The sequence below is a fragment of the Paenibacillus sp. FSL R7-0048 genome (assembly GCF_038004505.1).
Classification (GTDB): domain Bacteria; phylum Bacillota; class Bacilli; order Paenibacillales; family Paenibacillaceae; genus Paenibacillus_AQ; species Paenibacillus_AQ odorifer.
This window is the reverse complement of record NZ_JBBORF010000001.1, coordinates 2,727,759-2,754,013: the sequence shown is the minus strand read 5'-3', so window position 1 is coordinate 2,754,013 and position 26,255 is coordinate 2,727,759. Positions and strand designations below refer to the sequence as shown.

At 45.1% G+C, this 26,255-nt stretch carries 20 protein-coding genes and 1 pseudogene; 4 read left to right on the top strand and 17 right to left on the bottom strand.

The genetic code is table 11. The annotated features are described in order from the left end of the window. Window positions 1–27: 27 nt before the first annotated feature. Window positions 28–1,269, bottom strand: coding sequence for a purple acid phosphatase family protein (locus NSQ91_RS11960; protein ID WP_076305426.1), 1,242 nt, complete (start codon window positions 1,267–1,269; stop codon window positions 28–30). Between the two features lie 226 nt (window positions 1,270–1,495). Here NSQ91_RS11960 and NSQ91_RS11955 point away from each other — a divergent pair, with 226 nt between their 5' ends. The 3 genes from NSQ91_RS11955 to NSQ91_RS11945 are packed head-to-tail and all read left to right on the top strand — an operon-like array spanning window position 1,496 to window position 4,904. Further along, window positions 1,496–2,209, top strand: a complete 714-nt coding sequence (locus NSQ91_RS11955; RefSeq protein ID WP_036683495.1) for a polyphosphate polymerase domain-containing protein — start codon at window positions 1,496–1,498, stop codon at window positions 2,207–2,209. Window positions 2,210–2,211: 2 nt separating this feature from the next. Next, a complete protein-coding gene (locus NSQ91_RS11950) occupies window positions 2,212–2,940 on the top strand; it encodes a DUF4956 domain-containing protein (protein ID WP_076219841.1) in 729 nt (242 codons plus the stop codon). Window positions 2,941–2,969: 29 nt separating this feature from the next. After that, entirely contained in the window at window positions 2,970–4,904 is a 1,935-nt protein-coding gene (locus NSQ91_RS11945) for a CotH kinase family protein (protein ID WP_076305425.1), read from the top strand. Between the two features lie 112 nt (window positions 4,905–5,016). On the opposite strand, the gene NSQ91_RS11940 is transcribed toward NSQ91_RS11945, so the two are convergent. The 10 genes from NSQ91_RS11940 to NSQ91_RS11895 form a co-directional block, all read right to left on the bottom strand. Next, on the bottom strand, window positions 5,017–5,658 hold the full coding sequence (locus NSQ91_RS11940) for a DUF1775 domain-containing protein (RefSeq protein ID WP_076130655.1): 642 nt from the start codon (window positions 5,656–5,658) through the stop codon (window positions 5,017–5,019). A 63-nt stretch (window positions 5,659–5,721) separates the two neighbouring features. Further along, window positions 5,722–6,381 (bottom strand): response regulator, encoded by a 660-nt coding sequence (locus tag NSQ91_RS11935; protein ID WP_076130654.1) that lies wholly within the window; start codon window positions 6,379–6,381, stop codon window positions 5,722–5,724. Next, window positions 6,378–7,151, bottom strand: a complete 774-nt coding sequence (locus NSQ91_RS11930) for a sensor histidine kinase (protein WP_254857126.1) — start codon at window positions 7,149–7,151, stop codon at window positions 6,378–6,380. The genes NSQ91_RS11935 and NSQ91_RS11930 overlap by 4 nt, the downstream gene beginning before the upstream one ends. 286 nt (window positions 7,152–7,437) lie before the next feature. Beyond that, window positions 7,438–8,331, bottom strand: a complete 894-nt coding sequence (locus NSQ91_RS11925) for a hypothetical protein (RefSeq protein WP_076193885.1) — start codon at window positions 8,329–8,331, stop codon at window positions 7,438–7,440. 20 nt (window positions 8,332–8,351) lie between these two features. Continuing rightward, window positions 8,352–9,272, bottom strand: a complete 921-nt coding sequence (gene cysK, locus NSQ91_RS11920; RefSeq protein WP_076187365.1) for a cysteine synthase A — start codon at window positions 9,270–9,272, stop codon at window positions 8,352–8,354. A gap of 147 nt (window positions 9,273–9,419) precedes the next feature. Further along, complete coding sequence (locus tag NSQ91_RS11915) at window positions 9,420–13,346, bottom strand: galactose-binding domain-containing protein (protein WP_340917924.1); 3,927 nt, start codon at window positions 13,344–13,346, stop codon at window positions 9,420–9,422. Window positions 13,347–13,613: 267 nt separating this feature from the next. After that, window positions 13,614–15,308: a methyl-accepting chemotaxis protein gene (locus NSQ91_RS11910; RefSeq protein WP_076305424.1), complete on the bottom strand. Its 1,695-nt coding sequence runs from the start codon at window positions 15,306–15,308 to the stop codon at window positions 13,614–13,616. A 160-nt stretch (window positions 15,309–15,468) separates the two neighbouring features. Then, window positions 15,469–16,167, bottom strand: a complete 699-nt coding sequence (locus NSQ91_RS11905; RefSeq protein WP_036683474.1) for a Crp/Fnr family transcriptional regulator — start codon at window positions 16,165–16,167, stop codon at window positions 15,469–15,471. 94 nt (window positions 16,168–16,261) lie between these two features. After that, window positions 16,262–16,786: a hypothetical protein gene (locus NSQ91_RS11900; protein ID WP_076130648.1), complete on the bottom strand. Its 525-nt coding sequence runs from the start codon at window positions 16,784–16,786 to the stop codon at window positions 16,262–16,264. Window positions 16,787–16,810: 24 nt separating this feature from the next. Next, entirely contained in the window at window positions 16,811–18,322 is a 1,512-nt protein-coding gene (locus NSQ91_RS11895) for a DUF4153 domain-containing protein (protein ID WP_076280880.1), read from the bottom strand. A 112-nt stretch (window positions 18,323–18,434) separates the two neighbouring features. Between NSQ91_RS11895 and NSQ91_RS11890 the strand changes: the two genes are divergently transcribed. Next, window positions 18,435–20,129, top strand: coding sequence for an ABC transporter substrate-binding protein (locus tag NSQ91_RS11890; RefSeq protein WP_076305423.1), 1,695 nt, complete (start codon window positions 18,435–18,437; stop codon window positions 20,127–20,129). Between the two features lie 68 nt (window positions 20,130–20,197). On the opposite strand, the gene NSQ91_RS11885 is transcribed toward NSQ91_RS11890, so the two are convergent. The 6 genes and pseudogenes from NSQ91_RS11885 to NSQ91_RS11860 form a co-directional block, all read right to left on the bottom strand. Continuing rightward, window positions 20,198–22,189 carry a CotH kinase family protein gene (locus NSQ91_RS11885; protein WP_076187352.1) on the bottom strand — a complete coding sequence of 664 codons (1,992 nt, stop codon included), beginning with the start codon at window positions 22,187–22,189 and terminating at the stop codon, window positions 20,198–20,200. 88 nt (window positions 22,190–22,277) lie between these two features. Further along, window positions 22,278–22,769, bottom strand: a pseudogene (locus NSQ91_RS11880) (DinB family protein). Between the two features lie 31 nt (window positions 22,770–22,800). Then, on the bottom strand, window positions 22,801–23,244 hold the full coding sequence (locus NSQ91_RS11875; RefSeq protein WP_076305421.1) for a GNAT family N-acetyltransferase: 444 nt from the start codon (window positions 23,242–23,244) through the stop codon (window positions 22,801–22,803). Window positions 23,245–23,270: 26 nt separating this feature from the next. After that, window positions 23,271–23,816: a histidine phosphatase family protein gene (locus NSQ91_RS11870; protein ID WP_076305420.1), complete on the bottom strand. Its 546-nt coding sequence runs from the start codon at window positions 23,814–23,816 to the stop codon at window positions 23,271–23,273. 46 nt (window positions 23,817–23,862) lie between these two features. Beyond that, on the bottom strand, window positions 23,863–24,408 hold the full coding sequence (locus tag NSQ91_RS11865) for an AAA family ATPase (protein WP_076303026.1): 546 nt from the start codon (window positions 24,406–24,408) through the stop codon (window positions 23,863–23,865). A gap of 116 nt (window positions 24,409–24,524) precedes the next feature. Continuing rightward, a complete protein-coding gene (locus tag NSQ91_RS11860) occupies window positions 24,525–25,943 on the bottom strand; it encodes an NAD-dependent malic enzyme (protein WP_340917915.1) in 1,419 nt (472 codons plus the stop codon). Between the last annotated feature and the right edge of the window lie 312 nt (window positions 25,944–26,255).

Sequence of the window (26,255 nt, the reverse complement as noted above, 5' to 3'; positions counted from 1 at the left end):
TAAATAATATTATCCAATTCTCTTAGCTCAATGTGTCAACACAAACTCATCCAGCAGCTTTCCATCCACATCATAAGCCTGATAGGTTAATGTATCCCCGGTAACGTTAATGCCCGCAAACATTTGCTTATAGTTCTGAAAATGCACCGCATGATAGAACTGATCTTCTTTTTTCTCGTTAAATTTCCCTCCAGAAGCGTTGGTAACCACATAGACTGTCCCTCGTTTAGCATCTTTGGAAATCTCACCTTCTGGAACTATTTTTCCGCCACGTAACGGGTAGGATCTGGAGTATTCATGATTATGACCCTGCAGCACTAAATCAACCTCATACATATCAAAAATATCCGTCCAATTTTCAACTTTCTTATAGGAGTTCCCCCCGTAAGCCGGTCGGTGCATCGCAACGATTTTCCACTTCTTGTCTGTGTTCTTCAGATCTTCCTTCAGCCACTCCGTTTGCTTTTTTAGATTGCTCTCTGTATTCAGTACCGTTACATGCACTGGTCCATAATCGAAGGAATACGAGGTGCCTGCAATTGAACCCTTTGCCCCATTATCCGGCAGGTTGAAGTGTGAAGTATAATACGTTGCATCCTCATCCACCTCATCATGATTGCCTGTTACCGGCATTAACGGAATCCCTGAAATCCAGCCCTGCACATTGCCAAAAAAATCATCCCAGCCTGCCGAATCCTCCGGATCCTCCGTCAAATCCCCGTTATGCACAATAAATTTGGCTTCAGGAAATGTCTGAAAAGCCTTGTTCAGTGTATTTCCCCACAGCTTAAAATCCTCTGCCGTTTCCCCTTGAGAATCCGTTACGTTGATAAAAGACACACTGTCCAGTCCATCTTCTTCCGTTGTAAATTCCGCTGCCGGACTCCATTCTCCTTCAACGCCACTACCCACTCTATAAGTATATAACGTCCCGGGTTCAAGACCCGTAGCTTCCACTTTATGAACACCTTTGGTGCCATTGTCTGTTTTGATGGAACTACTTTTCGCATCTACCCTTTGTACATCCGTATTTGCAAAAGAGGACACTTGTCCCTTTACAATCTCCAGAATGCCTGCTGCACTCGAATCACTTGTATACCAAGTAAACGCGCGGCTTGTGCTCGCATCTCCCTTAAAGGTAGTCACGAGATCATACGGTGCTGGTGAATTTGCATTACTTCCGCTTTTCGATCGTTCCAACCCATAAGCCACTAAAATAACCACAATCACAAGCACTCCTAGGATTATGGCAAATTTATAGTCTCTCATCACGGTACCTCCTTATGAAAATTTCTCTCTAGCCTTCTAAATAAGATAGCCCCCTGCAAAGTCAGAAGTCAAATTTGCACACGAATCTTTATACAGACTTTTGTTAACGCAGTGTAAAACATTCAGCAAACATTCAGTCTATTTTAAGTTAAGCATAAGGTCTGTCTCCTAGAATTAGTCAAGCAGGAAGGTTAGCCAGAGATAGAGAGAGAAACGAGGTGTGAAAATGAATAAGAAGCTTCAATTCCGGCATGAACTTAAATTTTTCATTAACTATCATCAATACCTTATATTGCGCCAGCGATTGCAAAGCTTGATTGATAAAGATCAACACGCTAATGAGAGTGGAGAATACCACATTCGGAGTTTGTATTTTGACGATATCAACAACACGGCACTTGCAGACAAGCTCGGCGGTCTCAGAGAGCGGGCCAAATACCGGATTCGCATTTACAACATTCAAGACAACATCATTCACTTTGAGAAAAAAATTAAAATGGACGATTATATCGCTAAAATCAAAGAACCACTAACCCGGCAAATGTACGACGAGATTATGGCGGGCAACTACGAAGTGCTGAACGTCCCGGACAGTCCGCTGTTCATGGAGTTATACGATCAGATGCGCCATAACCTGCTGCGACCCAAGGTCATCGTGGATTATGTTCGCGAGCCTTATGTTTGCCACAACGGAAATGTGCGAATAACGTTCGATAAAGAACTACGTACGGGCCTGCACTCTACGGATATTTTCGATAAGGATTTGCATCCGATTCGGGCGATTGATGAGAACTTCATAATTTTCGAAGTGAAATTCGATGAGTATATTCCGGAGTACATTAAAATCGCGTTGCAGCTGGAGGGACTGAATAGGCAGTCCGCTTCGAAATACGTGATCTGCCGCAAATTCTTAAAAACTAACACTTGGGAGGATTATTGATTATGAATGCATCACTAGCACCGCTAGCAGCTACAACAACGAATACAGATACTACAAATAATTTTTCAGACATTATTAAAAACTCGGTGATCGACAATTTTGTATCTGATATTAGTATCTCCAAGATGCTGATTACCTTGGGCGTAGCTTTTCTGATCGGATACTTCATTTACCTGCTCTACAAACGTGTCTTTAGCGGCGTTTTATATTCCAAAAGCTTTAACGTCTCACTCATGGGCATGACCATGATTACAGCTACTGTCATTATCGCGATTAACTCTAACCTTGTGCTGTCCCTCGGTATGGTCGGCGCATTGTCCATCGTTCGTTTCAGAACACCAATCAAAGATCCAACTGATCTGATCTTCTTGTTCTGGGCAGCTGTAGCAGGGATTGTAACTGGAGCAGGATTTTTCACCTTGGCTATTATCGGTTCGATCATTATCGGCCTTATTTTGTTCCTGTTCATTAAACACTCTTCTATCGAAACGCCATACTTACTGGTCATTAACTGCGACAGTGATGAAAGCGAACGTGAAGTACACAGCCATATCACCAAATCCGTAAAACGCTACAATGTGAAGCAAAAAACAGTCTCCGCAAACAATATTGAATTGACGCTGGAGCTTCGTCTGGATGATAAAGTAGGCGGCTTTGTCAACACAGTCTCTGACCTAAAAGGTGTCAAAAATGCACTCTTGATCAGCTATAGCGGTGACTATGTATCTTAATTACAACGAGATGAAAGGCGGTGCCCCAGATGAAAACCAGAGGTAAGTCAATCCTGCTGAGTTTTTGCTGCCTGCTGCTGGTCATCGCCGTAGCCGGGTGTCAGAATGCAAGTCCGTCTGCAATAAATAATCCAACGTCTGATGCTCAGGACAAGGTCATTTCGAGCGATGAGAAAAAGCTAGACGAGCAGGTCTTTCCAAAAGATAAGGTCGTGGATGTCAAAATCACCTTGGACCCGGACGATTTTCAGGATATGCTGGATAATGCCAGTGCTGAAGAATATAAAATGGCTTCCGTCGAGTACAACGGTATGAAATACGATAATGTAGCTGTACGGACCAAAGGAAATCTCAGTCTCAGAAGCGTAGTACAGATGACAGACTCTGACCGCTACAGCTTCAAAATTTCTTTTGATGAGTATGTTAACCAGAATTTATTCGGCATTACTAAGATCAACCTGAATAATAATTACAGCGATGCTTCTTATATGCGTGAATTTCTGACCTATGAGCTCGCTGAAAGTGTCGGTCTCCCGACGCCGAAATATTCCTTCGTCAATGTGTATGTAAATGATGAACTGAAGGGTTTCTATCTTGCAGTAGAACAGATCAGTGATGCTTATCTGGAACGCAATTTCGGCAACACTTATGGTGCACTTTATAAAGGTGTAATGACCGGTCAGGGCAGTGATTTGACTTGGCTGGGCGATGATCCAGCCCTCTATACTGGACTAGAAATGAAATCCGATAAGTCTAACGATGATATTCTTGTCGACATGCTGAATGAGCTAAACAACGGCACCGATTATGAAAAATACATCGACGTAGAGGAATCGCTGAAGTATATCGCTCTAAATGCGGTCACGGGTAATATGGACAGTTATTTAGGTGGAAATAAGCAGAATTATTACTTATATGAAGACGATGGGGTCTTCTCGATTCTGCCGTGGGATTACAATATGGCTTTTGGCGGCATGGGAAGCGCAGATGTGTTAATTGACGAGCCTACCCAAGGTGCGTTGGCAGAACGACCACTGATTGCGAAACTGCTCGCTAATGATGAATACAAAACGAAATATCATGAGATTGTTAGTGAGATGATTACTGGCTATCTAGCGGACGATACGTTCCAGGCTCGGATGGATGAGCTGAACACGATGATTTCCAGCTATGTCAAAGCGGATCCATCCGCCTTCTACACTTTCGAACAGTATGAAAATGGGATAAAGGCTGTTGAGACCTTCATGTCGAACATGGCCACAAGTATCCAGCAGCAACTCGACGGTACCATTCCTTCCTCCGGTGACGGATCAGGAAGTGGTGGTGGCATGGGCGGCGGTGGCTTTGGTGGCGGCGCTAAAAATGGCGCAGCTCAAGGCGCTGCGGGTGCTGGGCAGGCCACAGGTGCGGATGGCGCTACTGGTAATACTGGCGCAAATGCAGCTGCACCAAATACCGAAGGACAAGCGGCTACGGGTGGACAGACTGCCCAAGGCGGTGCAGGTGGTGAACCTGGTGCCATGGGCGGACCGGCTATCCCTAATGCCGGCGAGGGGCCTGGCAGTAACTCACAAGCAGCTGCGGGTGGGCAGACTACACAAACAGGCCAAACTACTCAAGACGGACAAACCAACACTAATGGCCAAGCTGCTCAAGAGGGACAGGCCAACACTAACGGCCAAGCTGCTCAAGGTGGATTTGACGGCGGCGCGGGTGGTGAGCCTGGTGCTATGGGCGGACCCGCTTTCCCTGAAGGCGGCGGAAATGGTCCTGGTGGTGGCGGCATGGGCGGCGGTGGCTTTGGTGGCGGTATGCCTGGTGGTATGGGCGGTGGCGACTTTGGTGGTGCTGGTACTATGCAGCAAAAAGGCAGCACGAGTGAAGCCATCACAACTGGCGTCGCCATCCTTCTCCTAATACTAACCGCTGCTTTCGTAACCTTTTACAAACGCAAACGGCTGTAGATAAGTAAAAAGTATCCTCATCACCAATTAATTCATGCAAGAAGCCTCCGCCAATAAACGACGGAGGCTTCTTGCATGAACACTATATTCTTGTATCACAACTAGTTCCCGCTTACTCTTTTCGCCCGCGCAATATACTTATGGTTGCTATTAAAAAGGCTAGTAAAGAGATCCCTAATGCGATATAGACCATTGGGTTGACACTGGTGGAGTTGTTCTCGCTTTCCATGATGGCATTATGTTCTTCCATGCTCATGCCATTGTCACTGGAACCATGAGAATGTTCATCCCCACCGGAGGCTTGCACAATCGAAGTAATAGAATGCGGACTTTCTGTTCCTGCCTCACCAGACCACTGCACCAAGCTGCCATCGGCATAATGCTGATAAGCATCCCAAGCAATGTCGCCTGCAGTATCAGGATTCTTTGCTGTGAAATAGAAACGTTGGAATTGCCCTGCTTTAATTCCTTCTCCATTAGCTATCCAGCTAACTTTGTTCCCCTCAATGGTAACATCCCAGCCCGGTGTAGCCTCATATTGCTTGAACTCGGCACCCGCCGGGATTCGTAGATCGACTTGTACAGTCGCCACATCTTTTTCTGAAGGAACTTTAAGTGTGTAAGTCTCCCATGCTCCGGTACTGGATTGTGCTGGTGCTACGGTTACGTGCGCGCTAGCCACGGCTGCGAACAACAGAAGTGTTGCAGCGGCTGGTGCGAAGAGTGTCATTATTTTGCGAGATAATCTGTTCATAGTTAGAGTGCCTCTTTCTTTAAGTAATTTTATCATTTTTCACTTTCATCTCTATCCTCATATTTACCGCGGAAAATCACGTTTACGTGAAGCAAGCCCCTGCTCCAGAGCATAACGCGTCAGCTGCGTACGATTTTGGAGTTGAAGCTTCTGAAGGATGTTTTTCAGATGGTTTTTTACGGTATGCTCCGAAATCGACAGGCTTATGGCAATCTCTTTATTCGTCGATCCGGAAGACACACAGCTTAAAATCTCCTTCTCCCTCGCCGTCAAAGACTCCCCTTCATCCGTTAATGAAGGAACGGTAAATTCTTTCAAGATTTGAAAAGCCAGCTCCCGGCTTAGCGGTGCTTCTTCATTCACAATCGCTTGCAAATATTCAATCCAGGTGGAAGGTGCCAGATTCTTCAATAAGTACCCTTGTGCGCCTTGCTTCAATGCTTCGAGGAGGTGGGAAATTTCGTCCGATACCGTAACGATAACGATTTTGACATAGGGATATTCCTGCTTGATCCGGCGAGTAGTCTCCAGCCCGTCCATCTCCGGCATCTGAATGTCGATAAGAATGAGATCAGGCATCCACTGGGCCGTGAACGCGATCGCCTCAGGACCACTCTCCACTACTCCAATGACCTCAAAACTATCATCCATGGACAAAATCTCACACATCGCCTCACGCGCATGCGCATGATCATCCACAACCAAAACCCGGTACCGGCTCATAAACTTCCCCCTCCTTTCGTAATTTCCACATTTGTCCCCGTATTGCCGGAGCTCACCTGAAGCTTCCATCCCATTCCTTCGACACGTTCCTTCATGATCTGAAGGCCGTAACTTCCGTTCACCTCAAAGGGATCATGCTGAAATCCTTCGCCATTGTCGACAATCGCCACGCTCCAGTTTTTCTCAGTGCCTGCACCTGTGATGGAAACCTTCGCCGCTCTTGTATGCTTACGCACATTAATAATAGCCTCTCGGATACAAGATAGCAGTTCTGCTTTTTCCGAAGGAGAGAGGGCTTCATCCTGTAGACTCCAATCCAAGGAAACCTCAATCATAATCTCGTTAGCCATTTGAGCAAGCTGATCTTTAACCGACTGTTCCAATGAAAAAGAGTGCTGCTCAGACACTGGTACCTTCAGATTGGCGATCGCCTGCCGAACATAACGGTTCACCTCGTGGACGGTCTTTTTGATCTGATCCACATTTTCTTCGCTGACTTCCCCATTCCTGCGGCTTGCTTCCAAACGATCTATTTTGACAGATAGAAGAAATAAAGATTGCGCCATCCCATCATGCAGTTCCTTAGCTAGCCCTTCCCGGGCTTTCATTGCCTCTTTGAGCGCACGTTCCTGCTCCAGCTCCCGCTGATTCCGCTCCATCAGCGAAAACAAAGGGACGAGCAATACAAGAGTGAACAAAAATACGAGGACAGGTGTCAAATAATTCCCCAGATCCATCGAGATATAAGGCATTAGAAACTGATGGCGCACGACCTCCCAGATCCCTACCATTAGCGTTGGCAGTAACAGGATCATATACTTGATTCGGTTATACGTTGCTGTCCCCTCCCGTACATCTTATGATTAACAATATCACCGTCACAATTCTGCTACATGACTCGATCGGGCTATTTAAAGTTCTTATTGTTACAAATTTAAGTATTTTAAAAAAATAATGCTATCCTTCATAATATTATAAGCAATATATAGTGAAAATTTATACTTTCTTATATTGTAGCAAAAAAAAGATACATCCTTCGATGTATCTGCATCCCAGTTATAGTGGTGATGTGTAGCGTCCGTATTGAATGTCCATTTCTTTAAAAACATCTCCCTCTTTTTTCAGGAAAAATGTGTTTACGCCTTCCGCTCCCCACCACTCCATACCGAGTAATGGACCTTCAGCAGTTTCCGCCGCAAAAAGAATAGAGAACATCTCAGGTATCACTTCCCCTCCATCATCCACTCTCCAGACGGAAAATTCATCGCCTTGAATGACAGCCGGATAATCCATAAAGGTAAGCCCGGCCTTATCTTCCAGCACAAGACTAAATAACATCTCCTGATCCTGCCTAATGAATTGAACGAGATACAGCTGCCGATCACCAGACAGGTCAGCAAGTTTCCAAATGTGCTCTACTTCACGATTTTTCGCAGAAACAATATTCTGCCGCACACTTTCTGCAACATTTAGCGAGGCTTGCTTAACCTCCGTAGGCTTAACAGAGATTAACGCATTCGCATTAAACTCTGCCTGATCCGTCAGGTAATAGGTCTCATCAGGGGTCGCATTCCCCGCTTCAACCGTATAAAGATACCCTGGCAGATTCACAAAATTGTGAGCCATCTCCCGGCCATTACTGTTCTCCGTACCCTCCTGCCATTTATTCAATTTCACTTTTAGCACTTGCCCATGATCGCCGATCGCCTCATTCAATTGTTGCATTTGCGCATCCAGCCCTTTTTCCTGCCCGGTGACTAAGATGCTCTTGCCAGACTCATCTGCAAAACCAAAATTCGCCTTCAGCTTTTCAGCTTCCAGATAAGCTGCTGGCTGCTGCATGCTTGCCGTTGGTGTCGGCTCTGCACTTGGAGAAGGGGTTGGCTTGTTAGAGCCTGAGCAGCCCGCCAGCAGTAGAACAATAAGGAAACTCACACGGAGCTTATTCATTCCCATTCCTCCAGACGAAACTAAAATATTCCCATACTAAGATACCGTTCCCCTGTGTCAGGTGCAATGCAAAGCACGCGTTTGCCAGCCCCAAGACGACGCGCTTCCTGCAACGCCGCCCATACAGTGGCACCCCCGGATGGACCCAGCAGAATTCCTTCTTTTGCAGCCAGCATTCTTACCGTCTCCAAGGCAGCTTCATCCGCAACTTGAACGATGTCATCGTAGACCTGTGTATTCAAAATGGCGGGTACGAAGCCCGGACTCGTTCCTACCAGCTTATGTGGTCCTGGCTTTCCTCCAGATAATACGGGCGAGCCTTGCGGCTCAACCACAAGAACCCGGATATCAGGTAGATGCTCACGCAAAACCTCACCGGTTCCAGTTATCGTGCCCCCAGTTCCTGATGAAGCAACAAACACGTCCAGCTTACCTTCCATTTGCTCCAGGATTTCCAGAGCGGTCGTTGTCCGGTGAATATCCGGGTTGGCTTTGTTCTCGAATTGCTGTGGAATAAAACTGTTCTCCACTTCTTTTCCCAGCTCAATCGCTTTTGCTATAGCTCCCGGCATCCGTTCTGCTGCGGGCGTCAGCACAACATCCGCACCATAAGCCTTTAGAATATTGATTCGTTCCTTGGTCATATTATCAGGCATGACAAGAATCGCTTTATACCCTTTTGCCGCGGCATTCATCGCTAAGCCTATCCCTGTATTTCCACTAGTCGGCTCAATGATCGTCCCGCCCGGCTTCAGCAAACCTGCTAGCTCGGCTTGCAGGATTAGATTATAAGCTGCCCGGTCTTTTACACTGCCACTTGGATTAAAAAGCTCCAGCTTCACGTATAGTTCTGCATCTTGGGGGCTAGTCAGCCGATTTAATCTTACAACCGGTGTATTCCCAATCAGCTCTGTTATATTGTTAACCACTAAGGATGTCATTTTAGAGCCTCCTTCATTTCTGTACCTTCCATTATTGTAACGTGAGCAGCACCTCCTGTCGATTCAGAACCTTACTTTCTGCAACCTGAAAACAACCGCCCCCCACGAAAGCGGGAGACGGCTGTTCAGTACTGGCAGCATTTATTTTTAAGGATTAACGTTAATCGTAAAAGTAGACGTATTATTTTTAATATTCGTTACCGTGTTGGTAATCTTCAGATTGTTAAAGGTGGCTGACCCTCTGGCAGGACCTTGCCCAGCCTCAGCCGCTTCATTTACCCAGATGCCCACTCCGGATTTGCTGTCAAAAGCATCTCCACTCTTTTGCGCACCGGAAATTGTGACATTCGTGAAGAGGGTATCTGTCACTGGGAATTGCGGCGTGGAGCCGACATAGTTGGTCTGGAACATGATGCCATGATAGGTTGGATCAATGATATCCACATCACTGACACGAATGCCTTGGAATACCTTAGAGGCTGAGAATACCCAGATTGCCGGGAAGGTCTGTGCCCCCCAGAAATGTCCACCTGCACGAACAATGGAAATATTCTCAAAATTCGTTGTCGGTGAAGCGCCAAAGCCGTTCATTGGATACCCGAAGTCAAGTGAGCTGATCGTAATTCCAGAATAGCAAAGCGTGTCGGCAATATAAATGTTGCGGAAGGTATTGGCATATCCGCCATAGACGGCTACACCTGCTGCCCGCCAGGTTAAGATTGAAGTGAGATTCTCATAAATATTATCCTTCATATCTGCACCACCGGAATCAATAGCCGAAAACAATGCAAAGCTATCATCCCCTGTTGCCCGTGCCTCAATATTGGATACGAGATTATTCGTGCTGCCATTCGTCATATTGATGCCGTCAGCGAAGGTGTTGCGGATACGGGAGTTTTTGATCACCATGTAATCCGTATTAGCTCCCCAATACATACACACCTGATGTTCGGTCCAGATGTTATCGATCGTAATATTTGCCACATTGGAGAAATCAAATACTTTACCCGGGCCATCAATACGTGATGTGTAGTTCCCAAAGTAAGCAAAATTCGCAAAAGTAGAGCCGTTAGCGGTATCGCTTGCCCGGAAACCGATATCCGTATTCTCCTGATTCGTTGGAGCGTAAAATCTGGTATACCATGGGCCCGCACCAATGATCTTCATTGCTTTTCCATAGACCTGAAATTTACTGGAGGTCTGATAGTTACCGGCCGGCAAATACACACCTACGAGATTTCCGGTCGTATCCATGCGTACTTTATCTAGCGCATTTTGCACATCCTGATGTGTAAAGCCGGCTGGGACCGTATATTTGGCCGGATCTGGATTGGCAATCGGTGATACCTGCTCCAAACTGATGAAATCAATGGCATACTGCGAGGTATTTGCCACATCCTTTTGCAGTCGAATCGTACTACCTTTCGGAATCGTGCTGTCGAACATAATGTTAGCTTCATCATAAATATGCCGCGGAGAACCCGCGCTTGGTGAATTGCCGGGACTTATCTCTGAACCGTACAGCCATGCATATTTAGAGGTCAGATTAATCGCCTTGGTATAAACTCCGTTCACATAGATGTTCAGTGTAGCATTCGTACCGTCTCCACTCGCCGAATCTGGAATGGAGAAGCGGGTGACCAGTGTATTAGTGTCAGCCTTAGTAGTGAATTCTACATAACTGCCTGTAGTATTCAGTGTGACTGCTCTTCTGCCTGAAGCCTCACCCGCAAGATCTCCAATGGTCCGATTAGCAGTAAGCTTCACAGCCCCGCCACCAATCACACCCTCCTCAGCCTCATACATGTCGTAAGGCATATTGGCTCCACGACCTACAAAAAGAGACTGTGTTTGAATATTATTGGCCTGTTTAACTGGCAGCTCATTAGTGTCTACGGCAATTTCCGTCTTCACAGTATATTTGCCATTAGCTGCTGTCCAAGTGCCAAGACTAACAGGAGGCGCTGTTACTCCACTGCCAATCACGCCGTTATAGGTTCCAGTTAAGGTTTGGAGTACAGCATTCGTAGTAGCATCCAGAACCTTCAAGGTTATGTTATGCGCACCCCCTGCGGATGCTGCTGTCCCTTGATTCTTGATTGCCACCGAGAAGCTGACCATATTGCCGCCTGCTGGATTGCTTGGTGTCCAGCTAACAGGGGAAGCTACTAGATCAGAACTGGATACGGGAGCTATAATAAGAGAATTTGGGCTAGTGAAGCTGTTATTGCCTTCGTTCAATTCAATAACCGTATTATTCTCGTCAACCTTTGCAGTTAAAGTATAGGTAGCAGCATCCTTTGCGCCCATATTTAAAGTGACGTTCGTAGATGCGCCAGCCGCTAATGCCCCCACTGGGCTAGTGCCTATAAGTGTGCTGCCCAAGTAGAAATTCACATTAGTCGCTATGGAAGCTAACGTTCCAAGGTTTTTTACCGTTGCATTTAAAGTAATGGCATTGGTCTCTACTGGAGCTAAAGGTGACCATGTAAGACCGGTTATCGCCAAATCCGGATTAGCAGCTGGTGCACCCATCACTTGGAATTCAGCGATTTGTCCAGCGGTTGAACCAGTATTGGTGGTAATCTTCAACTGTACTTCACTAGCCGTGGCCGTTACCGGAATAGTGACCGTATTGCCAGTTGCCGGATTAAAAGTATACACGGTTGCTGGCACAAGACTAGTAAAGGCTGTTGTATTCTGATTATGCCCAAGCACTTGAATAGTCTGAGTACGTGTGGACCAGGCCGATGATGGATTCAGTTTGAGGACAATGGATGTAATATCGGCATTACTACCCAGGTTTACAGATAATGTATTGGGATAACTTCCTCCTGCTCCTTCCCAGTAAGTAGTTACATCACCGTCATTCGCATTTGTAGGAACAAAGGTAAAGACGGAAGAGGAAGCGTTGATGCTTTTGTTCAAAGCCAGATTGGAACCCGCCCCAGGCGTTGGTGTAACTGTTGGTGTCGGGGTCGGTGTTACCGTTGGAGTTGGAGTTGGAGTTGGTGTAGGTGTTACTGTCGGTGTTGGCGTAGGTGTTACTGTCGGTGTCGGTGTCGGGGTCGGTGTTACCGTCGGCGTTGGGGTAGGTGTTGCCGTTGGTGTCGGAGTTGCCGTCGGCGTTGATGTAGGTGTTGACGCAGAAGCTGGAGTGACGTTCAAATTATCTAGATTCACATTTCCAGTGTCTCCTGCATCGTACTTATAAGTAATCGTGTTAGCACCAGCATTCAGAGCCAGCGTCTCAATCTTTGTTGACCAAGTATTCCAATTGGCCAGATTCGCAAGTGAGGTTTGCTTAATTTTAGTTCCATTCACATAAACACTAATGGTTTTTGTACTGCCTGATGCATTTGAAAATCTTAATGTAGCATCATAGTTACCAGCAGAAGCCACATTAACGCTAAATGCAGTTGCAGCACCTTGATTTAGGTAACCATCAACAAATCCTGTACCTGTATAATCTGTATGATCCGTGTTAACCTTGGCACCACCGGATAATGCGGCATTCTCCGCTTCATATCCTGAGGATGGAGTTGTAGTTGTATTACCATGAACCTCAAATTCCGCTAACTGTGCTGCTGGCCAGACCGTATTGGATGTGAAATTCAGTTTAACATATCTGATATTCGCAGCTGTAAAGCTGATGGTCACTGTATTGGAATCACTCGTTGGATTAAATGTATAATTGGCGGATTCTACTAAGTTGTTGTAAGCTGCATCGTCTATACTCCCTTGCACCGCTAATGTTTGAGTTCTTGTTTCCCAATTCGTAGGCAGCTTTAGCACAACCTGATTCACGCTGCTTGCTGCCCCTAAATCCACTTTAATCCATTGCGGAAAAACACCGCTTGCGCTCTCCCAATACGTTCCTTGGCTGCCGTCATTAGCATTGGCTGCTACGTATACATCACCGAAGGAGCTTGAAGTAATAGTCTTCCCTTGGGCTAAATTCCCCGCAGCTAAACTCACCGAGGGATATAATCCTAACTGACCTACAAATAATATAACAATCAAACAATAAAGTACTGACGTCTTCCCGGTAAATCTTTTAGAAGCTGCTATCATTGAATAACCACCTTCCAAAATTTTGTGGAGCTATGCAGCAGAAAGGATGCGCTTTCAAAACAGTAATTTTATAGACATTCGCCTCCTACATTTGAAATGATGGATTACGGATACAAGCTAACTAATAACGCTAATAATATAAGTTATAGGTAGATGGCCGTCGATGGCGATTTCTATGCTTTGTATGTGGGATATTACGTTCAACCAAAAAAAGCCACAGAGAGGCCAAGGGGACTATATTGCCCCTTAACTCTCCGAAGCTTCGTGTTATACATTAAATCTAGCTACCAACCCTTGCAGTCCATGCGCCATTGTACTTAATTCACTTGCAGAGGATGCAATTTGTTCGACTGAAGCCATTTGCTCTTGTGAGGCTGCTGACACATGCTGAGTACTCGCAGCGGTTGTTTCCGAGATTTGCGTAACGTTACGAATTGACTCTACAATCTCATCCGCAGCTGCCGTAATCTCCTCCACGGCTCCAGATACTTCCTGAACCTGTTCAGCAAGTGAATCTATAGATAATCGAATCTCACCGAAGGAACGTCCCGCTTCCTCGATAATCTCCGTACCTCCCTTTACTTCACGCATGCTGCTCATCATCACCTTCATAGCATCATCTGCTTCACTTTGGATCCCAGTCGCCATTTCTGCAATTTGATTGGCGGATTCCGCGGACTGCTCTGCCAGCTTACGGACCTGATCGGCAACCACAGCGAAACCTCTACCTTGTTCACCAGCACGAGCTGCCTCAATCGTCGCATTTAGGGCCAGCATATTCGTCTGCGAAGCGATTCCTTTTATGACTCCTACAATACTGCCAATCTCCTGAGATCGATTCACAAAACCTTGGACTTGCTGTGATAGAGATTGTATGGAGCGATTAATCGATTCCATTTGCTGCCCTGCGGCCTGAAGGGATTCATCTCCTGTAATGGCAAATGCCGCAGAGCGATGGGAGGCTTCCGAGATGTCCTGGACACTGGCAGCAATTTGGCCGATTCCTAGTGATATTTCTGAGATTGTAATTGTATTGGTCTGCAAATCATTCATCTGTCTGGCTGTTCCAGAAGCGACTTCACCCATAATATCCGATATTCGTTCTGTGGCGCCTGCCGTCACTCCACTATCTGACCTAAGCTTTGTAGAGGAACTCGCGAGACTATTCGCCGATAACTTCACCTGTTCAATCATCGTGCCCAGATTATCTGTCATTTTATTAAAGTTAAACGCCAGTTCACCAATCTCATCTTTAGAACGAACACTTAATTTGCGCGTAAGATCGGCATCCCCATCTGCAATTTCCTTCAACTGAGTGTTCACATCACGAAGCGGTTTAATAATCCGTCCAGAAATTAGCAGCGCAAGGATCACCGCGAGCACTACCGACAATCCGGTCACACCAAAGCTAGTAATCAAAGCGTTGTTACGGTGCGAATTTGCCAGGCTTTGTCCATTCTCTATTTCCTCCATGAGCATGTTCTGAAACACAATCTGAGATTCAATCATAGCGTCTAATGACAGGTCCGTGAATTTCTTCTGCGCTTCCGGGAAATTTCCTTCCTTAGCTAAGGCAAAAGCTTCCTTCAGAACGATCAAATAATCATTCCATTTGCTCTTCAGCTCAGTTACACCCTTTAACTCAGCTTCACTTAATCGGGCATTCTCCAGCTCTGTAATAGCATTTTCAATCAATGGGAGCATTTCTTCATACTGCGCCAGATATGAATTTCGCTCATCATCTGTGTTGCTCATCACATAACGAGCACCCAGCTCATCTGCGGTACGAATCTTATCCGTTAAGCCTTGAACAAGTGACAGCTTGTCCCAGTTACGATTAACCTGATCTGTCAATTGGGTAACCTTCCCCTGAAACAATGTGTTTCCGGCTATCGCCACTAGAAAGACTATAATCACAGCAGTAAATCCTAAGACTATTTTCCCACGGATACTTTTCACCATCGGTTTTCCTCATCTCTATATGTATGTAGATCTATTTGGTACTTTTATCCTACTAGCTCTCCCTTAAGCCTCTCTGAATTTGAACTGAATGTTTGCTTAAAAAAACAAAAAGACCCCTATTTCCGGCCGAGGCAGGAACTAATGGTCTCTTGAGATCTTTTTATTCGTATAAATTTCCGTTAGCCAGCTCTGCCAGCTTCGATTCATCCAGTACACTTAAGCGTCCACGATTTCGTGTAATGATTCCTTCATCAATAAAACGCCGTACAATTCGATTAAGATGCCGATAGCTTGTGCCAAGCAATTCTGCTGTCTCAATAAGACTTGAGGTCCGAATCTCCTCCACCCGCCGGTCACCATTTTTATCCGCGAACAAAGACATTAAATAACTGGCAAATCGATTCTCCACAGGATACAACAGGTTAAGTGCAGAGGCTTGACCGAGCGTATGCAATTTGTGACTAAGTTCTCCGACGAGAAAACGTAACAACGCTGTGTTTTCCTCAAGCTCTCTCAGGAGTAGTCTTCTCCCTGCAAAAAGAATCAAGCTCTCACCCACAGACTCCACTTGATTCTTAACAGGGAACCGGTGAAGCAGCTCTACATCCCCAATCACAGATATCGGATTTGTAAACCGCACCAGCATAGATTTGCCATTTGGCAGCAAGGTCTGGATTTTGAGCTTGCCCTCAACCAATATGAACATCCCATCCAATTGATCGCCAACCAGACACAGCTTTTCTTCATCCGCGTAACGTCTCAACTCCATTTTATGCGTTACCAGCGGGCTAAATATTCCGTCCAGACCGTTCTTCACTGCCAAGGCACGGACAGCCTCACGGTCATTTATCGTCTGCATGTAGTGCCCCCTCTATTGTTTGCTCCAGTGTAATTTAGAATACCCCACAAAAAAAGGACATATGTCCTTTTTAATGAGGTTTTCCTATGACACTTTACATTACAACAGAATCCACACAATAACGAATCATATCTACCTTCTGATCCTGCAGCCAAAATTCAATACTCCGATGGTTGATTTTATCCACGTATCCGATAATCTCAGCCCCTTGCTCCCCTCTTTTATAATAAGAAGTGCCATAAGCCTTGATCACTTCGTCCGCTGAAGCTCCAATATGAATATCTCTTGCCGTACTCATCGTATGATCGGAATAGACGCTGATTAGAATGATCTTATCATCACCACGTGCTGTGGCTATTGTTGTCTCGTGACCCAGATCATAATACTGATACCGCTCTATATCATTATTTGGCTTAGGTTCCCTAGCGATTGAATCAAGGCTTTGAAGCAGCTGAATGCCGCCCAGACTTTCCTGTTCAAGATGGGTGCTGGAAACACGCGAGTAATGATTTTGTTTGGGCGCATTGTATAAATAGATATGATAGATCCCGTAACTTAAACCTACCGTAATAAAAATAATGATAAATGACCAGCCTCTTTTAAATGGCTTTTTCCTCACTGACCTCACACCTTCTTCTTACCTTTACTGTGCAAAATATTCAGCCAGCTCACGCTGCGCCAGATATTGCGGGAAATTAAACGACTGCCATGCCTGCTCACGCTTATTGAGTTCTCTCCATTCATTCTTTAAAAAATCATCCAGCATCCCATCTTCCTGTTCACTAAACTTTATCAGAGAAGGGATGACCTCCGGAGATAAACGGACCAAATAATTGGCGTCCAATTTACCACTCGCTGCATAGCGATCCATATTTTTATTAGCGATAATAACATCCATCCCGATATAGTTCATGACGACGTAGGAGATCAAGCCGAGCACAATATAACATTTCGCCAATGGCACACGCTGAACAGCTATCCGTAAGGCTGCAACCACCAACAATAAGCCCATAAATATCATAAATGCATGCACTAAAAACCGAGTCGTGGTATAGCCATACACCTCTTCATAGAGAGTCAGACGGGTATAGGCGGAATATAACATAACTGTCGAGCAACCAACCAGAATGTAGAGCAGGACATTAATGAATTTTTGCAGCCCCCCACTTCTTTTTCCTTCCGATACCAAAGCCAGCAGTAAAATCACGAAATTAATCGCAGCCACCATAATCAGCTCAAAAAATCCACTACGTGCGTAATCAGCATATGAGCTGCCCTCTGGTAAAATCCCTTCCCATGCTCCAAACAAGTAAGAAAACTGTACGAAAACAAACAATACATATACCGTGTTAATGGCTATAAGAATCGTCGTCATAATTATCGGATCCATTTTAAAGCTTACAGGCGCCAGCACTGGACCATATTCCTTAGGCTGCATATTCCAGTCATAGATTTTCGAATCCACATACCCCCACACTAAGCCGAACAAGCCCATGCCCAGCAGGATAATCCACAGCACCCGCACAAAACCTTCCCCAAATGAAATCCGATCCAGTACATTCGGCAGCGCCAGCAGTACATGATGAAACACTCCGTCCGCTGAGGACAGCAGAGTCACCACAACCAGCAATATTGGAAAAGAGATCGCAAGTCCTATCAGCACTTTCCCCATAACCTGCTTACGCTCGTCCTTCATTTTACTGCCGCCAGACCTTTTAATGATCGTAAACACAGTGCTCCAATGGCGGAAATTCTGTGGAAGCACATGCTCCAGCGTGTTCCCCACTAATCCAAGCCGGCTCCAAGCCGGCCGTTTATCACTAAGCAAATAAGTCATATGTAATAAAATCAACACCGGGATCACCAGCAGGTTCAGCCCAAAGAAGAAAAAATTATGAAAGAATAAATAGGTTAATGAAAGTAGAAAAATCGCTCCAAACCAGAAGTAACTGAATTTGTTAAGCTTGCGGATTTTAGCCTTGGCATAATAAAGCATGAACGCATAGAACAGACATACAAAGATTGGATACGATAGGCCCGCCAGCTTTCCATAAAATAAATACTGATGAACTATTGCCAGTAAGAACGCGGCAAGCAAAGCAGCAAGCGATCGATTTAGCCTAAGTCCCGTTCCCGTTTCCATTTCCTCGGTCATGGTAATTACCCCCATTTTCTTACTTTCTCATCCTTATTTTACGTGATAAAATAAGAAAAAAAAGAGAAAGAATTTATTTATAATTTCCTATTTTCCGAAAGGAACCAAAACAATGAAGCTGCATAGTCAATTTTTAAAGCTGCAATCTCATTTTGGGGGAGCCACAGAAATCTCAGTGACGATGGATGAGTTGGCATTGATTTTCGGCTGTACACACCGCAATGCCCTGCATATTGTGAATAAAATGATGTTGCAGGAATGGATCAAATGGACGCCTAAGCGTGGGCGGGGAAGCCGCTCTTTGCTGCAATTTCTTGTTCCCTCCGAAGAAATTGCCCTTCAATCCATGATGCAGGCGATTAGCCGCAAAGATGTCCACAACGCTATAGAAGGTATCAAAACCCATGCCAGCTCCACCTCACTGCAGGATACACTGCAGGGTTGGCTGCTGACCTATTTTGGGCATCATTCTGAAATTCGTAGTGACAAGCAAATTGATACTCTCCGGCTGCCTATTACCCAGCAACTCCATACCTTCGATCCGCTCTATATGAATTTGCTGGCAGAGTCATTTGTTTCCAGCCATGTTTTCGACGGGTTAGTGAAACGAAGTGGTGAACAGGACAAAATTGTTCCCTGTCTGGCTCACGCCTGGGAAGTCGATGAGAGCCGGACGCTCTGGACTTTTTTTCTACGCAAAGAGGTGTTATTCCATCATGGAAAAGTGCTGACAGCCAAGGATGTAGTCTATTCCCTGGGACGGTTGATGCAAACCTCTAAACGGACACTCTATAGCTATATTTTCAAAGAAATCCAGCGGGTCACCGCATTAAATCCATCTACCGTTCAAATTACGCTTAAGCAACCTAATGAACTATTTCTACCATTTTTGTGTACGAGCAGAGCCGCAATTGTACCGCGTGATTTAGAAGGAATGGATGAGCAGAGCTTTGGCCGTAGACCCGTGGGGACTGGCCCCTTTAAGGTTGTGGATATGACCGAGGACACTTGTGTGCTGGAGGTTTTTCCTTATTATTTTCAAGGACGGGCTCATTTAGATCGGGTTGAAATCCTTTATGTCCCGTGGGATACCGAAACGTCATCCTCTGATACGGGTTCTGCTTTTCACGTGATTCAGAATCCCTCATCCGCCAGTTCTTCGACCTGGAGCCGAATTCATTCGGAGTCTTCCATTCGGAAATTCGTCACCTGCAATACGCAAAAAAAGGGACCGCTAAGCGATCCCCTGCTTCGGGCAAAAATAGTCTCCTGTTTAAAAGACGATTCAGCGTCCATCGAGCAAGAAGCGATAATAGATCAAGAAATCACGTTGCAAATCTCTACGATTCCACAATATGCTGGCGATGCTGATTTTATTGCCACTAGACTAGAGCAACAAGGTTATAAATGCAATGTCATTTCCGTGTCTCCAGAGGAATTTAAAGGTCCGATTCGGCTGGAATCTGACCTGATTGTTTTCTCATTATTCCGTGACGAGGATGAACAACTTCGTTTGTTTGATCTATACCTCACACTCTCTAAGCATATTGAACCGCATACTAGAGCGGATATTGAAGGCTGGTTATATACCATCGCGCGCGAACCTAATCCGGTGGCCCGAGCGGAAAGTTTCAGTATCATCGAGAACCGTCTGATTGAAGAGCACCACCTACATATTTTGTATGAAAAACCTACTCAGACTGCTTATCTCCCTTCTGTCCGTGGAGTTAGCTTCAATAGCCAGGGTTGGGTCGATCTTCGTCATGTCTGGTTTCCGCCACTGCTCTCTAGCAGCAGCACGAGTTGATCTGCTTGAATTAAAAAATGCGGAAATCCAGAGCTTGCCCAGGATTTCCGCATTTGCGATAAAGCTAATTATAAAGCTGCTGTTTTAGTCGTAGCTGTAACTGTAGAAGTCCCTGCATCCCACTTCACATCCATGTTCAATCCCTCGGAAATAAATCTTACCGGAACCAGTGTCCGATTTCCGATAATTTGCGGAGGAACGTCGAGTGTGAGTGCTTTGCCATTGATGTAAGCAGTCTTGCTGCCAATGGCCATTACGATCGTTGTATTGTCTTTTACTGCGGTGATTTTCTTAGTCGTTTGATCCATGGTTACTGTAGCACCCAGAGCATTAAAGATTGCATTCACTGGCACCAGCACCCGGCCATCCTTATTCACAGGAAGCTGATCTGCAAAGCTGACCGCTGTTCCGTTTAAAAGTACGGATATTCCCTTAGTGCCCGTCGTGTTCGGATTCGTTGTTGATGGTGTTGTAGTTACAGAGGGAAGAGGTGTGACGTTAAGTCCTAGCTGGCCTTGCAGATTAGCGAGTCTGTTCAGCGCAAAGGTCATAATCGAACCTGCAGCCATTGTGCCCATACCTTGTCCCCCGCCTCCAGCGTTACCTGTTGGAGGTGTAGGATTACCATCAGTCGCAGTCGCTGTATTATCAGGACGTGCTGGCGGTGTCGTTCCATCCGGAGGTGTCATACCCTCCATCCCTTCAGGAGGAGTCATGCCTTCCATCCCAGCTGGCGGAGTCATTCCTCCACTACCACCCATTTCACCTGTTGCTGAATAAGTAACATTACTTTCAAATTGTTCCATGGTATAAAATTTGGTTGGGTCTGCTTGAACGTAAGGTTTGATCAAGGTAGCCAATTCAGTAATTCTGCTCTGAATTCCTTCCAAATAATCAACCAGCTCAGATACATATTTCAGGTATTTAGTCTTATATTCAGGCACTTCCAACAGATTAGCAATCATTGGGACCTGATCTAAACTTATCCCAAGCGTTGGATTATCAATTGATGCAGTTACTGCGTTGGTATTGGCTGCAAGGGTTGTTGCCGAAGTAGAAGTTGTGCCCGCAGCAGCTGTTGTATCTGTTGTCCCTGTTCTGCCGCCTCCGCCACCAGAATACCCGTTAAAGGACATGTTCATATCCCATGGAAGTACACTAAATTTACCGGATGCATCCCCGTACAACATATAATTATGACCTTTATCCCCGTTATAGCTGTCATAGTTACCCAATACAGCATTAGCGGCAATATACTTCAGTGCCGAATCCACATCTAGCACACTTTCAATAGAACCCTTCTCACCGGCAGGCATCTCATTCAGCACCTTGATGAAGTTCTTTAACGAAGCTTTATCATCTTCTTTACCTGTATCATAAGTTATCGTTTCGTAGTCACTGCCTTCTTTGTACTGCAGATAACTTTTTTCTTCTGTATCATACAGAACACCATCGTCATAATTTTCTCCATAGGTACGTTCTAAGTAGCTGTCATCTATTGCTTCCACACCTACATAAAAACCATATAATTCTCCGTTGATATACAGATTGGTGAACACAGTCAAAGGTGCATCCACACCAACAGAACGAAGCGCTTCGTAATGTAAATATTCACGAATATACGAAGGGTCCGAGAAATTATTGTTCAGTACCATTTTATCAAGACCAAGTAACGTTTGCTTCTTATCATATTTATCAAATTTCAGCCGGAAGCTGTATCTGTCCGAGTCTGTCATACTGGCTACCGATTTTAACGTCAGATTCCCTTTAGTAGAAAATCCAACATTTTCAACAACATTCCCGTCAACTTCAACCTTAACTTTTTTGTATTCTTTTTCGAGGGGACTTGCTAATATACTTTTCCAATCCGCATCATCAATCGTTACTTTAACATCAATGATTCTGTCACCCGCGAACAGGGATTCATACGCTTTCGTTACACCTGCATCCGCCGCACTAACTACGGGCGTGTTTCCAGCAACACCAAACGCCGTTGAGACGATAGCAAGACTTAGTGTAGCTGCCATGAACTTTCTCAGCAAATTTTTCTTCTTCACCATGTGTAATCCTCCTTGAAGTACAGATTTATGTTTTCGCAGTTCAAGGAGATTGTAAAATATGAATCTGAATATACGCTGAATAGCTTGTCTATGCTTTGCCAGGTAGGCTGTTTATCAGCCCTTTGCCAATCAGATTAGCTGAAACCGGCGGTTTTCCGATCTCTCTAGCCCAGACCGATAATTGCCCGACATGATGAATCTCATGAGCAATCACATGGCGCATTACCTCACCCCAAGCATCGGTCACGATCCTGCCATCCGGAAGGTGATCCTCTAAAACCCTCTGTTCCAGACCCTCATGCCAAGCCGTTACAAAGGGTTCCACCTCTGTGTGGAATTTTGCATCCAATTCTCTTACTTGCTACAAAGTCTTGTACTGCTCAAAATCCTCTTGGAAATCCGGCTTTCCTTGCAATACTTGAATCCAGCTCCACTCCACATCAACAATGTGAAAAAGCGTCTTAAGAATACTGCCTACACCACCTATACGTGTTGCAAGCAGCTCCGCCTCAGAAATATCTCCACACCACTCATACCATTGTTCACGGACCATCCAGTTATATTTAAAAAATGTATGCAGGTTAAAAACCTCCTAGAAAGTTGTGTGCTTTTTAATGGGAGCTTAAATGTTTTCGGTATCCCTCCACCTTTTCATCTCTATAACCTAACGATTCATAGAACACATGCGCTTCCTTCCGCTGCTCACCGGAGACTAAAATGATATAATAGCAGTCTCTTTCCCGGGCTGCTTGTTCAATGGCGTTCATAAGTTTTTTGCCAACGCCTTGACGGCGTGCCCGCGCTGAAACCACCACATTCTCAATCACCATAAACGGTTTGCAGTCCCCCACTAAATCCTGACACACGATGCCCATCAAAGACCCTAGTAACTCACCCTCTACAAAAGCACCCAACAGGATGTAGCGGTTATCCGCCTTGACCCCTTTAAATACTTCTTCAAGCCTATTAAGGTCAGACGGTTTATTCATCAGCTCTTGATATAAATTCCCCAGTTCAGAAAGGGATTCCATTTCTATTTCTTTAATAACAACCATGATTGTTCATCCTGCTTTCTTTTAAATTAACAGCCCTGCTCATACACATACAGTCCACCATTCCGTGGATGAGATATACGCTTTCCATTATAACCTCTTTGGATCAACTGCTGCGCCAACACCTTCATAAAAGCTCCATGGGTAACTACTAACACATTTGCTGATCCAAAATCGCGTTCTAAGCGCTCGATAACTGCTTGTGTGCGGAGTAATGTTGCGGTTCTACTCTCTGACTGTGAGGAATGCCCATAATACCAAGCCATCCGCCCCAGCACTAACCACATAAAATGATGCAGTTTAATTCCCTTCAGCCAAGTTGCAGCAATCTCGATTTCTCTTAACTGCTCCATATATATAATATTACCAGAGTAGATCAGATTCGCGGTATGTATGGCTCTAGGCAGATCACTACTGAGACACACATCCCAAGCTTGCTCAGAGCTTCTAAACTGCCCGAACTTTATATCAGATTGATCATATGCTTCGACCCAAGCGTTAAAATTCTCCCCAGATATTCGTCCGCGCCTCGTTTGATTGTCCACTTTAAAGTGCCTCACTAAACCTATCTTCATTGAACTACACTCCTATTTGCTTAGACATTCAGAGCCCCTTTTAAATCTATGTATCGCTTATATCCATTTGTAAATATCTCAGCACGATCTCAACGCGCTCTCCAACCGATAAATCTTCCTCTATTCGTAAAATAGGACATTCCAGTGTGGACATCCATTCCTCATGCAGCACTTTGCTCCTGACTTCAACTCCAGCAACATCATATAATGCCGCCCACTCCATAAAGGTCTGATATGCTTCGTATTTACTTCCTCCAGGCAAAATATGATCACCATATCTCTCGTACTCTCTGGCTCTTAATCTATCTAAACGAATTTCCGGTGGAAGTCCTAGAAAAATAACCAAATCGAATAATGGTCGAAGGCCATCTCCCCAGCCACATACCGCACCGCTTAAAATCCAAGGCTCCTTATGGGTCAAATCGCTTGTAAGTTTCGCTAATCGCGCATTGACCTCACGCTGCTTAGTGAATTTATGCTCCCAAAAATAGTCGTCACTGTCTAACTGTACATGTGGCAACACTTTAGCTAATGCGTAACCTAATGTACTCGTTCCTACGCCTGAGGCTCCCATAATATGAATTCTTCTCATACATTCCCCCACCTTTAAGTGGATTTAAAGTTGCAATTCGGGCAATTTTCCTCCAAATATAAAAACAAATAGACTGCTCTCTAATGAAGCAAAGCAGTCCATTTATCGTATAGATCTTATTCCGTTATAGCTGCTACGTCTTTAGGAATCCGGCGTGCTGCATCCGTGGATATAGCTGCTTGGATTACTGCCAGGCGGACCTGTTCAACTACTTTTTCGTTAAAAATACTTGGGATGATATATTGCTCATTGAGTTCATCCGGATGAACGACCGATGCAATGGCTTTTGCCGCAGCCAGCTTCATTTCGAGATTCACAGTTCTAGCCCGGCAATCAAGTGCGCCACGGAAAATACCCGGAAAACATAACACATTGTTGATCTGGTTCGGATAATCACTTCTGCCTGTCGCTATGACGCGAACAAAAGGTTCTGCCAAATCCGGTTCAATCTCCGGTGTAGGATTAGCCATCGCAAAAACGATGTTATCACTGGCCATGCTTTTGAGATGATCCACGGTTAGAATCCCCCCACGGGACACCCCAATAAAGACATCTGCCCCTCGTATAACCTCCGTTATTCCACCCTCAATTCCCTCAGGATTGGTTGCGGCAGCAAGCTTCTGCCATTCCGGATTATCATACTGGAGATCTTTTCTGAGAACGCCTTCACGATCAACCGCATAAATATAACGCGCGCCCGCTGCCAGCAGCAGATTACATATGGACACCCCAGCCGCCCCAATACCCACAACAACAATCCGTGCATTTTCAATAGATTTATTTACAACTTTAAGCGCATTCAAAAGTCCTGCAAAAGCCACCACGGATGTTCCATGCTGATCATCATGAAATACCGGAATGTCCAGCTCTTCCGCAAGCCGGCGTTCGATTTCAAAGCAGCGTGGCGAACTTATATCCTCTAAGTTTATCCCTCCAAAGCCAGGAGAAACTGCTTTTACGATATTGAGAATTTCATCCGGATCTTTGGTATTTAAGCACAGCGGAAAAGCATCAATGTTCGCCAATTGCTTAAACAGCATCGCCTTACCTTCCATGACAGGCATAGCGGCTTCCGGCCCGATATCCCCTAGTCCAAGCACAGCAGTGCCGTCCGAAACGACTGCAACTGTATTTCTTTTCATCGTCAGAGAATAAGCTTTTCTGGGATCTTCGGCAATCGCCGTACATACCCGGGCTACCCCCGGCGTATACACTAAGGATAAATCCTCCCGATTTTTAATCGGCATTTTAGGTGTGATTTCAATTTTTCCGCCAAGATGAGCCAGAAAGGTCCGATCCGACACGTTGATTATTTTAATTCCCGGCATCTTCGATAATATTGAGATAATATCTCCATTAGCTGCGTCTTGCACATTCACTGTTATATCTCGGGTAGTGACATCCTTCCCTGCACGTATCACGTCAATAGCAACAATATCTCCGCCAGCTGCGGCAATTCCTGAAGCAACATCGCCAAAAGATGCAACCGATTTCCGAATTTCGAGCCTGATAATCATTGTAGTCGCAATCGACATGAATTAGCCTCTCTTTCTTCAATCCTATTATTTAAAAAATACTATACTTTCCCATTTAAACATATCTTCCGCCTATTAACTAGATCAACGAAAAATTTTTCTTCTTACAGTATTCCCATCCGCACCCGGTCCAAATACATCAGGTATGACAGCTACGGGCACAGAGCCATTTTTCCCATAAAAATAAAATTCATCATAATCTTAAGTGTATGTAAGCATAAACAAACCGTAAGCTCTTCTACTCTTCATTACCTTTTCTGCATGCTGTAGAGCATCCTGCCGATTTCTTTTCTCCACTAACCCTTTCTAGTT

Bases quoted from the DNA above. Each gene is read 5' to 3' on its own strand.
- NSQ91_RS11860 (WP_340917915.1), bottom strand. From the start codon at position 25,943: ATGTCGATTGCGACTACAATGATTATCAGGCTCGAAATTCGGAAATCG.
- NSQ91_RS11955 (WP_036683495.1), top strand. From the start codon at position 1,496: ATGAATAAGAAGCTTCAATTCCGGCATGAACTTAAATTTTTCATTAAC.
- NSQ91_RS11935 (WP_076130654.1), bottom strand. From the start codon at position 6,381: ATGAGCCGGTACCGGGTTTTGGTTGTGGATGATCATGCGCATGCGCGT.
- NSQ91_RS11960 (WP_076305426.1), bottom strand. From the start codon at position 1,269: ATGAGAGACTATAAATTTGCCATAATCCTAGGAGTGCTTGTGATTGTG.
- NSQ91_RS11905 (WP_036683474.1), bottom strand. From the start codon at position 16,167: ATGCAGACGATAAATGACCGTGAGGCTGTCCGTGCCTTGGCAGTGAAG.
- NSQ91_RS11890 (WP_076305423.1), top strand. From the start codon at position 18,435: ATGAAGCTGCATAGTCAATTTTTAAAGCTGCAATCTCATTTTGGGGGA.
- NSQ91_RS11870 (WP_076305420.1), bottom strand. From the start codon at position 23,816: ATGAAGATAGGTTTAGTGAGGCACTTTAAAGTGGACAATCAAACGAGG.
- cysK (WP_076187365.1), bottom strand. From the start codon at position 9,272: ATGACATCCTTAGTGGTTAACAATATAACAGAGCTGATTGGGAATACA.
- NSQ91_RS11945 (WP_076305425.1), top strand. From the start codon at position 2,970: ATGAAAACCAGAGGTAAGTCAATCCTGCTGAGTTTTTGCTGCCTGCTG.
- NSQ91_RS11950 (WP_076219841.1), top strand. From the start codon at position 2,212: ATGAATGCATCACTAGCACCGCTAGCAGCTACAACAACGAATACAGAT.
- NSQ91_RS11925 (WP_076193885.1), bottom strand. From the start codon at position 8,331: ATGAATAAGCTCCGTGTGAGTTTCCTTATTGTTCTACTGCTGGCGGGC.
- NSQ91_RS11885 (WP_076187352.1), bottom strand. From the start codon at position 22,189: ATGGTGAAGAAGAAAAATTTGCTGAGAAAGTTCATGGCAGCTACACTA.
- NSQ91_RS11865 (WP_076303026.1), bottom strand. From the start codon at position 24,408: ATGAGAAGAATTCATATTATGGGAGCCTCAGGCGTAGGAACGAGTACA.
- NSQ91_RS11940 (WP_076130655.1), bottom strand. From the start codon at position 5,658: ATGAACAGATTATCTCGCAAAATAATGACACTCTTCGCACCAGCCGCT.
- NSQ91_RS11875 (WP_076305421.1), bottom strand. From the start codon at position 23,244: ATGGTTGTTATTAAAGAAATAGAAATGGAATCCCTTTCTGAACTGGGG.
- NSQ91_RS11915 (WP_340917924.1), bottom strand. From the start codon at position 13,346: ATGATAGCAGCTTCTAAAAGATTTACCGGGAAGACGTCAGTACTTTAT.
- NSQ91_RS11910 (WP_076305424.1), bottom strand. From the start codon at position 15,308: ATGGTGAAAAGTATCCGTGGGAAAATAGTCTTAGGATTTACTGCTGTG.
- NSQ91_RS11895 (WP_076280880.1), bottom strand. From the start codon at position 18,322: ATGACCGAGGAAATGGAAACGGGAACGGGACTTAGGCTAAATCGATCG.